The sequence below is a fragment of the Liquorilactobacillus sicerae genome, from assembly GCF_029916425.1.
GTDB classification, from domain to species: domain Bacteria; phylum Bacillota; class Bacilli; order Lactobacillales; family Lactobacillaceae; genus Liquorilactobacillus; species Liquorilactobacillus sicerae.
In genome coordinates this window covers 1-470 of the sequence record NZ_JAHAVQ010000196.1, presented here as the reverse complement: position 1 = coordinate 470, position 470 = coordinate 1, and the positions used below count along the sequence as shown (strand labels likewise).

The window sequence follows — 470 nt, the reverse complement described above, 5'->3', positions numbered from 1 at the left end:
GTCTATAGCTGCTTTATTAATACATAATAGAAGCCATTTCGAACAACAGTTTTGTAATTACGACATCAAAACTTTTTAGTTTAGAAAATCAATCACTAAAACCGTGACCAAATTATATATTTCATATATGTATTAAACTTCAAAAAACAAACCATTTAAGCAAAAGTAATTTAATTATTCAGAGCATCTTTAACAAAATACCAGCGCTCCATAAAGACTGGCTTTGCCTGTGTGGCTCGATTAGCAGGAGAAGTCGAAGGCAAATAGACTGACTTTCGACCTATTTTAGGTGCTGCTAATTTGTTAAACAGCTCTGTAGCTTTTTTCCCTTCCGTAAAAATTGTCCCAATTTGAGAATTCTTTAAAATATCGGAAAAATCATTTGGAACAGGATTTTTGATTGTCGAATCCTGTGCCCCGATAATATCAGCTTCCTTTAAAGTTATCCATATAGCGACACGATGTTTCAA

The 470-nt window shown here is 33.2% G+C and carries 1 protein-coding gene; it reads right to left on the bottom strand.

What is annotated here, in order from left to right; translation table 11 throughout:
* Positions 1–170 precede the first annotated feature (170 nt).
* On the bottom strand, positions 171–470 hold a 300-nt coding region (locus KH893_RS11970; RefSeq protein WP_281166301.1), incomplete at its 5' end, for a uracil-DNA glycosylase family protein.